Origin of the sequence: Kitasatospora sp. NPDC057500 (assembly GCF_042802195.1) — a bacterium.
Classification (GTDB): domain Bacteria; phylum Actinomycetota; class Actinomycetes; order Streptomycetales; family Streptomycetaceae; genus Kitasatospora.
In genome coordinates this window covers 1-8,628 of record NZ_JBHVER010000278.1, presented here as the reverse complement: position 1 = coordinate 8,628, position 8,628 = coordinate 1, and the positions used below count along the sequence as shown (strand labels likewise).

At 75.7% G+C, this 8,628-nt stretch carries 9 protein-coding genes; 5 read left to right on the top strand and 4 right to left on the bottom strand.

What is annotated here, in order from left to right:
* Window positions 1–189: 189 nt before the first annotated feature.
* On the bottom strand, window positions 190–1,152 hold the full coding sequence (locus ACFU74_RS34190) for a SigE family RNA polymerase sigma factor (protein WP_380763950.1): 963 nt from the start codon (window positions 1,150–1,152) through the stop codon (window positions 190–192).
* A gap of 284 nt (window positions 1,153–1,436) precedes the next feature.
* Here ACFU74_RS34190 and ACFU74_RS34185 point away from each other — a divergent pair, with 284 nt between their 5' ends.
* The 4 genes from ACFU74_RS34185 to ACFU74_RS34170 all read left to right on the top strand — a co-directional run bounded on the left by ACFU74_RS34185 (window position 1,437) and on the right by ACFU74_RS34170 (window position 4,884).
* Window positions 1,437–2,114, top strand: a complete 678-nt coding sequence (locus ACFU74_RS34185; RefSeq protein ID WP_030300621.1) for a response regulator transcription factor — start codon at window positions 1,437–1,439, stop codon at window positions 2,112–2,114.
* An 87-nt stretch (window positions 2,115–2,201) separates the two neighbouring features.
* Complete coding sequence (locus ACFU74_RS34180; protein WP_380763948.1) at window positions 2,202–3,716, top strand: ATP-binding protein; 1,515 nt, start codon at window positions 2,202–2,204, stop codon at window positions 3,714–3,716.
* Complete coding sequence (locus tag ACFU74_RS34175) at window positions 3,713–4,135, top strand: hypothetical protein (protein WP_380763946.1); 423 nt, start codon at window positions 3,713–3,715, stop codon at window positions 4,133–4,135. The genes ACFU74_RS34180 and ACFU74_RS34175 overlap by 4 nt, the downstream gene beginning before the upstream one ends.
* A gap of 179 nt (window positions 4,136–4,314) precedes the next feature.
* Window positions 4,315–4,884, top strand: a complete 570-nt coding sequence (locus tag ACFU74_RS34170) for a VanZ family protein (RefSeq protein ID WP_380763944.1) — start codon at window positions 4,315–4,317, stop codon at window positions 4,882–4,884.
* Window positions 4,885–4,915: 31 nt separating this feature from the next.
* On the opposite strand, the gene ACFU74_RS34165 is transcribed toward ACFU74_RS34170, so the two are convergent.
* The 3 genes from ACFU74_RS34165 to ACFU74_RS34155 form a co-directional block, all read right to left on the bottom strand.
* The gene (locus tag ACFU74_RS34165; protein WP_380763942.1) at window positions 4,916–5,257 is read right to left on the bottom strand and encodes a hypothetical protein; all 342 of its coding nucleotides are present in this window, start codon (window positions 5,255–5,257) and stop codon (window positions 4,916–4,918) included.
* Window positions 5,258–5,263: 6 nt separating this feature from the next.
* Window positions 5,264–5,908: a PhzF family phenazine biosynthesis protein gene (locus ACFU74_RS34160; protein WP_380763940.1), complete on the bottom strand. Its 645-nt coding sequence runs from the start codon at window positions 5,906–5,908 to the stop codon at window positions 5,264–5,266.
* Window positions 5,909–6,152: 244 nt separating this feature from the next.
* Complete coding sequence (locus ACFU74_RS34155) at window positions 6,153–7,817, bottom strand: hypothetical protein (RefSeq protein ID WP_380763938.1); 1,665 nt, start codon at window positions 7,815–7,817, stop codon at window positions 6,153–6,155.
* A 324-nt stretch (window positions 7,818–8,141) separates the two neighbouring features.
* On the opposite strand from ACFU74_RS34155, the gene ACFU74_RS34150 reads away from it, so the two are divergent.
* Window positions 8,142–8,567 (top strand): hypothetical protein, encoded by a 426-nt coding sequence (locus tag ACFU74_RS34150; RefSeq protein ID WP_380763936.1) that lies wholly within the window; start codon window positions 8,142–8,144, stop codon window positions 8,565–8,567.
* The last annotated feature ends 61 nt before the right edge of the window (window positions 8,568–8,628 follow it).

Here is an 8,628-nt window from a genome sequence, read left to right as displayed (position 1 = left end):
GTGCGTCTCCCCCGCACCGGGCCCGCCGCCTTCCCCGGACGTCCGCGGTCCCCTCCCGGTGCCGCCGCTCCCCCGAGCCGGCGCCACCCGTACCGCGTCCGTCCTGTCACCCGTCCCCCGACGGGAGCCCCCGTCCGGTCCCACCCCCACGGCGGACCGGAACGTCTTGACGGCGTCACGCCACCGTCGTCACGCGACCAGCTCGCCGAACGCCCGCAGGGTGTCGCCCGAGGTGTTCAGCTGCTCGTCGTCGCGCAGCCGGCGCAGCGCGCGCCAGATGCTGCTCTTGACCGTGCCGACGCTGATGCCGAGCACGTCGGCGATCTCCGGGTCGGTCTTGCCCTCGTAGTAGCGCAGCACCAGCATGGTGCGCTGGTTCTCCGGCAGCTTGGCCAGCGCCTGCCAGAGCACGGCGCGCAGCTCGGTGCCGCCCATCGCGTCGGTGTCGCCGACCGTCTCCGGCAGCTCCTCGGTCGGGTACTCGTTGACCTTGCGGCGCCGCCAGGCGGAGATGTGCAGGTTGGTCATGGTGCGACGCAGGTAGCCCCCGACCGCGGCCTTGTCGGTGATCCGGCCCCAGGCGCGGTAGGTGCTGAAGAGCGCGCTCTGCAGCAGGTCCTCGGCCTCGTAGCGGTCACCGGTGAGGTGGTAGGCGGTGGCGTACAGCGAGGCGCGACGCTCGCGGACGTACGCGGTGAACTCGGTGATGTGGTCCTCGGCGACGGCGGGTCGCTCCGGCTCGGCGGCGGGCGCCGCCGCGGGGCTCAGCCGCAGCAGCGTCGCACCGGCGGCCTCGCGGCCGGCCGACTCCCCCGAGTCGGCCTTCCGCAGGCCGGTCCCCCCGATGCCCCGGTTCCCCCCCAGGGCGTCCTTGCCCTCGACGCGGACGGGGAGGATCCCCCGCAGCGTCAAGGTGCTGCCGGAGTCGGCCGCGCTCCCCCGGCGGCCGATCCCGTACAGCTCCCCCGTCCTGCCGCCGCCGCTCACCCGGCGGGCGACAGTGTTTCCACCGGTGCTGTGCGCGCACCCCCGCACGATCACGGCACCGGATCCCTCCTCGGTCCCGGCCGCCGGCCGGGCCCTGAACGCGGTGGCCGATGAACGCGCGGTGCGGACAGCCGGGTTGGTCCGGGTCTGAAGCGTGGCGTTCATCGTGCGCCCCCTTGGTCGGTTCGAGCGGTTGCGTTTGCCGCCGCCCCAGCCGGCCGATTGGCCCGCTGTCCTGCGGCGACATCGAAAATCCTGCCCGCCGGTTGTGATGGCGCTGTCCGTCGACTGTCACAGGGCTGTCACAGGCCCGGGCCCTTGGTCCCCGTGCGCCTCCCGCCGTTGACGGACGCCGGTCACGGGCGCCGCGGTTCCCGCACGGGCGGTGACCGGACCCGGGCGGGCGGTGGGGGGGTGATTACCCGCTCCGGGTGAGCCAGAATGAGGCCGTGCCTTTCCTCCTTCTGATCGAGGACGACGACGCCATCCGCACCGGCCTCGAACTCGCCCTCACCCGCCAGGGCCACCGCGTGGCCACCGCCGCCTCCGGCGAGGACGGTCTGAGGCTCTTCAAGGAGCAGCGTCCCGACCTCATCGTGCTGGACGTCATGCTGCCCGGCATCGACGGCTTCGAGGTCTGCCGCCGGATCCGCCGCACCGACCAGCTGCCGATCATCCTGCTGACGGCCCGCTCCGACGACATCGACGTGGTGGTGGGCCTGGAGTCGGGCGCGGACGACTACGTCGTCAAGCCGGTGCAGCCGCGCGTGCTGGACGCCCGGATCAGGGCGGTGCTGCGGCGCGGCGAGCGGGAGAACTCGGACTCGTCGGTCTACGGCAGCGTGGTGATCGACCGGGCGGCGATGACGGTCACCAAGGACGGCGCGGACCTCCAGCTGACCCCGACCGAGCTGCGGCTGCTGCTGGAGCTCAGCCGCCGGCCCGGGCAGGCGCTGTCGCGCCAGCAGTTGCTGCGGCTGGTCTGGGAGCACGACTACCTGGGCGACTCCCGGCTGGTGGACGCCTGCGTCCAGCGGCTGCGGGCCAAGGTCGAGGACGTGCCCTCGGCCCCGACGCTGATCCGCACGGTGCGCGGCGTCGGCTACCGGCTGGACCCTCCGGCGTGACCGCCGTCCCCGCCGCCCCGGCCGCCCCTCGTCCGGCGCCGGCGATATCCCGCCGCGCGCGCTGACCTCCCGCAACGACAGGTTCCCGTGACCAACCATCAGACGACGGCCCGGTTCTCCTCCGGCCCGTGGCGACGGCTGCGCTCGCTGCGCGTGCGGCTGATCGCGGTGTTCGCCGCGGTCGCGCTGCTCACCGCCGTCTCGGCCTCCGGCATCGCGTACTGGCTGAACCGCGACGCGGTGCTCAAGCGCGCCCAGGACACCGCGCTCAACGACTTCCGGGTCTCGCTCAGCCGCAACGTGTCGAGCCTGCCGCTGAGCGCGACCTGCGAGGACCTGAACGCGCTGGCGGGCACCGTCGCCAGTTCCGGGCTCAGCTACGACGTGGTGGTGGCGGACCCGGCGCTGCCGGACTGCATCGCCTCCTCAAGCCCCACCCAGTACACGCTCGCCAATGTGCCGGGCCCGCTGCAGTCCGCGGTCAACAGGCCGCGCGAGATCACCGAGTCCAACCCGTACACCTACCACCTGTACTGGCAGCGGCAGAACCTCGACGGCCGGCCGTTCGTGATCGGCGGCACCAAGGTGGTGCCGACCGGCCCGACCGCCTACATGTTCAAGTCGCTGGAGAACGAGCGGGCCGACCTGAACACGCTCGGCTGGTCGCTGGCGATCGCCACGCTGCTGGCGCTGATCGGCTCGGCGCTGCTCGCGCAGGCGGCCTCGGCGACGGTGCTGCGCCCGGTGCGGCGGCTCGGGGACGCGGCGCGCCGGCTCGGCGAGGGGCATCTGGACACCCGGCTGGAGGTCGAGGGCTCGGACGAACTCGCCGACCTGGCACGGACCTTCAACCGGACCGCGGAGTCGCTGCACGAGCAGGTCGAGGAGCTGAGCGCGCGCGAGGCGCAGAGCCGGCGGTTCGTCGCCGACATGTCGCACGAGCTGCGCACGCCGCTGACCGCGATGACCGCCGTGACGGACATCCTGGAGGACGAGGCGGAGTCGCTGGACCCGATGATCGAGCCGGCGGTGCGGCTGGTGGTCAGCGAGACCCGCCGGCTGTCCGACCTGGTGGAGAACCTGATGGAGGTGACCCGCTTCGACGCCGGCACGGCCAAGCTGGTCGCCGACGAGGTGGACATCGCGGACCTGATCATGTCCTGCATCGACGGCCGGGCCTGGTACGACGCGGTGGAGGTGGACGCGCCGCGCGGGGTGCGGGCGGTGGTCGACCCGCGCCGGCTGGACGTCGTCTTCGCCAACCTCATCGGCAACGCGCTCAAGCACGGCGGCTCGCCGGTGCGGGTGCGGGTGCGCGAGGAGGGGGACAGCGTGGTCGTCGAGGTGTCGGACAGCGGCCCCGGCATCCCGGAGGACGTGCTGCCGCACGTCTTCGACCGGTTCTACAAGGCCGACAAGGGGCGGGCCCGCTCGGAGGGCAGCGGACTCGGCCTGTCCATCGCGATGGCCAACGCGCAGATCCACGGGGGGACCATCACCGCCGCGAACGGCGAGACCGGCGCGGTGTTCACGCTGACCCTGCCGCGGACGCCGCCGCCTCCGCCGCCGGCCGACACCGCCTCCGAGGAGCGTGCCCAGTGAGCCGTGTTCGCCCGAACCGCAGGGACGGCCGGCGCCTGTCGGCCGCCGCCGCGCTGCTGGGGCTGGCCGCGCTGGCCGCCGGCTGCGGCATCCGTCCGACCGCCGTCCCGGTGGACGCGGGCGCGCCGGCCAGCCGGACCGCCTGCCCGACGGTGGCGCGGATACCCACCGCGCCGAGCACGCCGTCCCCGGGCGCCGGGGCGGGCGCGGGCGCGGCCCCGCAGGCCCCGGCCCACGCCGCGGCGGCGGCCCGGGCCGGGTCGGCGTCGGGTTCGCCGACCGGTTCGCCGTCCGTGGCCGCGTCGCCGTCGCCGTCCGCGTCGCGGTCGCCCGTCGTGGTGTCGCCGACGCCGCCGGCGGACAACGTGTTCGGCGCGCTGCCGTCGCCCACCGCGTCCACCACGGCGCCCTGCCGGTAGGAGCGCTGCCGGTAGGAGCGCTGCCGGTAGGAGCGCTGCCGGCGGGGGCCGCGGCCCCCGCCGGGGCACCCGGCGCGCGGCGCCGGGTTCACACCGGGCATGGAACCGTCACGCCGCCGGTGCACGTCCTACCCCCCGTGCAGCGAGATGGCACCAGGCCACGCGAGGAGCGGGCCGGCGTGCGGACCGAGACCGGACGGGCGACGGCCGTCCAGCGTTCCCAACGTCCACTACGGGTGGTGGGCCTGCTCGGCCTCACCGTCCACCTGGTGCTGGTGTGCTGGATGGTGCTGAGACCACTGCCGGTGGCCTGGGTCTACGACGCCAACCTGACGCCGCTGGCCTCGCTCCGCTCCACCAGCGCCGGACAACTGCTGAGCGAACTGCTGCTGCTCGCCCCGCTCGGCGTCTTCCTCCCGCTCGCCGGAGGCCGCCTGACCACCCGGTGGCTCCCGTCCTTCCTCCGCACCACCGGCGCCTCGGCCCTGCTGGCCACGGCGCTGGAGTTCCTCTCCTCCTGGGCCCCGGGCCATGTGCTCAACGTGGACCACATCCTGCTCGCCGTCGCCGGTGTCGCGGCCGTCCACCTCGCCCTGGTCCCCGCCGGCCGCACCTTCCTCCTCCGCCGCGCCACCACCCCCCGGCCTCCGGCGCCCGCCCCGGCGGCGGCGCCGTCCGTGCCCGCCCCGGCAACCGCCGCGCCCAAGTCCGCCGTCTTCGCCGAACCGGCCTCCTCGCACGGGCGTTGAGCGCGCCCCTCGCCAGCACGCGGGAGCCGGTCTACGGGTACCGCGCCATGGACGGCGGCCGGTCGCTGCTCGCCGGGCAGTAGGGCCGGCGGGCCGCGGCGCACGGTCCGGCGTCGATCAGCTCGCCCTCCTCGGGCGCGGGCCGGCCGCACTCGCGGCACGACAGCGAGACTTCGGCACCTGCCTCGCGCAGCCGCTCCGTCCTTCGGCGGAGGTCGGACAGGTGGTGCTCGTCGACGCGGACCGGGGCCCGGTCCAGCAGGCACTCGACCTGCCAGAGGCTCAACCCGCCCCTCGCACGGAGCACCTGGTGGACGGCGAGCCTGCGCTCTCCGACCCGGGTCACGACGGCCTCGAACTGCGGTTCCTCCACGGCCCCTCAGCCCTCCCGGCGGACCCTGCCGCCGACCTCGGCCCTTCCCCCGGCCGCGAGCCCCGTGACGAGCTGCGAGCCCCGGCCCTGGGTGATCGTCAGGCCGCGGCCCAGTTCGGCGGTCAGCAGGATCGCCGCCGCCCCGGTGGCCTCGTCCTCGTCGATGCCGTCGTCCCGGCCGGGGAAGGCCCGGGCGCGGACGGTGCCCGCCGCCTCGTCCTGCCAGGCCCAGGCGTAGATCCACTCCCCCGGCGGCGGCACCGCCAGGGCGTCCACCTCGGCGGGCGTCGCGTGCCGGCGCAGCGTGCGCGGCGGGGCCCAGGCGGCGGGCGCCGCGATCCGGGTGAACTCCCCTTCGCGCCGGACGCCGACCACGCCGGCCGCCGTGACCAGCCGGTCCACGCCGAGCAGCCAGGCTGCGCCGACGCACGGGTGCCCGGCGAACGGCAGGCGCAGGCCGGGCGTGTAGATGTCGATGACGCCGCGCTCCGGGTCGTCGACGAACACCGTCTCGCTGAAGCCGAGTTCCCGCGCGATCGCCTGGCGGTCACGCCGACCGGGCACGGCGGCACCGTCCCGGACGACGCCCAGCGCGTTCCCGTGCCCGCCGTCCGGGCCGCAGAACACGCGCAGCACCTCGTGATCGGTCACCCGTCACTCACCCCCCGCCTGCCGGACCCACCACCGAAACGCAGGAAGGCGTGCGGCACCAGGTGTCCGCCCAGGTCTCCTGCCTCCAGGACGCCCGGGCCGCAGCGGACGGCCGGCAGCACGCGCTCGGCCGCCCGCACCCACCCCGCCGGGACCGGCCACCGGACCGCGGCACGTCCTGCACCGCCGAACCCGCGCCCGGCGCCGGGGCTCGTGCGGAGAACCCACGGCACCACGCGGCCGCTCACCCCCGACCGGCAGCCCCGCCAGGGCCTGCCGCCGGGCCCCGGACGGGCCTCGGCGCGGGGTTCGGCCTCGGGCCCGGGCCCGCCGCCGGACCCGCCCCCGGGCCTGCGGCCGGGCGGGGAGCCCGGGTGGCGAGGACCGGGCGGGCCTTCTGCCGGCGGTGGGCGACCACCAGCGTGCCGATGCCCATCGCGATCGAGGTGGCGCCGGTGATCGCCATCGGGGTGTTGGTCGACGAGCCGCCGGTGGAGGCGAGGTCGACGGGGGGCGCCGGGGCCGCCACGGTGACGGTGACGGCCGGTGCCGGGGCGGCGGCGGGCTCGCCGGTCGGCGTCGGCGTGGTCTGCGCCGCCGGGACGGCCGCGACCGTGCCCGCCGCGACCGGCGTCGGGGTGACCGCCGCGAGGCCGACCGCCGGGCCGCCGCCGCTGCCGGACGCGCTCGGCGCGGTGGCCGGCGGCTCGGCGGTGGCGGTCGGGGCGCCGCCGTCCGTGGCGGAGGTGCTGGGCTCGGTGCTGGGCGTGGCCGGCGCGGCGGCCGACACGGTGACGTCGACCGAAGAACTGTTCGCCGGCACCCCGGCGCCGCCCCCGAGGCCGCCCCCGGCGAGCGGCAGGCTGTTCCCGGCGAACTGCACCGACACGACGCCCGCCGGGAAGTCCGGCCCGAACGCCAGCCGCACGTTGAGCGTCCGGGACTCGCCGTCGCGCAGCCGGACCAGGGAGGCGTCCCGGTCCGGCGCGCGCAGCACCAGCGTGACCGTCCCGGGTGCGCTGCGGCCGTCGTCCGCGGTGGCCGTCAGCCACTGGCCGTCGGAGGTCCGGAAGTCCAGCCCGGCCACCCCGGCGGCGGGCAGGGCCGCGCCCCGGAGGGTGAGTTCGGGCAGGAAGGCGATGTCCTTGCCGCTGCGGTTGGTGAGCGTCAGCCGGAACGGCCTGGCCTCGCCGCCGGCCGTGAAGGAGCCGGGCACCGCGTCCAGGCCGAGGTACGGCACGCCGGGTGCGGAGGCGGTCGTCGGCGCGGCGGTGGGGCCGGCCGCGACGGTGGTGAACTCCTGGTGCGGGGTGTTCGCCTCGGAGATCCGGTGCTCCGGCGGCAGGGTCGGGTCGGAGACCACCGCCCTGAACCCGCCGGTGGCCCGGCCGGCGGGCGCGTCGGCGGTGGCGGCGAGCCGCAGCCGGTACGTCACGGAGGCGCCGGCGGGCAGGCTCAGCCGGGTCGCGGAGGTGTCGAGGTTCCAGGTGGCACCGGTGCCGGCGCCCGGGCTGAGCACGGCGGGCTTCCACGCGCCGCCGGGGGCCTGGTGGTCCAGCTTGAGCTGGGTCTCGCGGACGCCGGAGTCGAGGTTGGCGACGGTGAAGCCGGTGGTGACGTCGACCGCGTGGTCGGCGGTGTTCCGCAGGGTGGCGGTGAACTCGGCGGCCGGACCGCCGGCGCTCAGCGCGGCGGGGAAGCCGGCGAGGACGGCCGTCACCGGGCCGTGCTGCTCCTGCGGGCCGCCGGGCACCGGGGTGCCCTGGCCCGCGGTCTGCCGCACCGTTCCGGTGGCGCCGCCGGAACGCGGCAGCGCGGCAGCGCCCGGGGCGGCCGCGGTCAGGGCCACGCCCGAAACCAGGGTGGCGGCGGCGGCGAGGGCGAGGGATCTGCGGTGCTGAGTACGCAAGGGGGACCTCACGGAAGGAAGGCGGGCGAACCCGGCGAACCGGCAGCAGGCGGTTCGCCGAGGTGGAGGGCCGCTCCGGGACTTTCACCCGGGTCGCTGCTTCGCCCCCCAACCACCAGCGACGGGCGCATCATATCCGAACGCACGGACGCTTCCTGAGCGGTTTTCAAGGGGTGGGAGGGAGGTTCGCCGGACGGATTCGGCGATGACACCGTGACGAAATCGTGAGGACGGCTGTCGGCGGGCTCCAGTACTGTGCGCACTCGTCCCCGGCGGTCCGCCCCGGCGCGCCCGCCCGTCCCCCTGGAACAACAGGAACACCTCGTGAATCTCGACTTCGACGTCGACCCGCTCTTCTCCTGGTACGTCGTGCTGCTCGCGATCAGCGGCGTCGCGCTGCTGGTCATCGGTGCCGTCAACCTCGGCGGCCTGAAGATCGGCTGGCGCATCCTCAACGTGCTGGCCGGCCTGGGCTTCACCGGCTACGCGTACTACCTGGCGTTCGTCTTCGAGGGCGGCGAGTACACGCTGTTCTTCAAGGCGTTCATCCTTCCGGTGGTACTGATAGCCAACGCGGTGAAGGCCCTGCTCACGCGCTCCGAGACGCCGGCCGTCCCGCCGGTCCCGGCGCCCTCGCCGTACCAGCCCAACGCCCCGTACCCGCAGGCGTCGCCGTACCAGCCGCAGTCGGCCCAGGCTCCGCAGGCCCCTCAGGCCCCTCAGGCCCCTCAGACGCCGTACCAGGGCTGATCCCTGCCGCCCGCCTCCGGGGGCGATCCGGCGGTCGGTCGCCGGTCGGATCGCCCCCGGA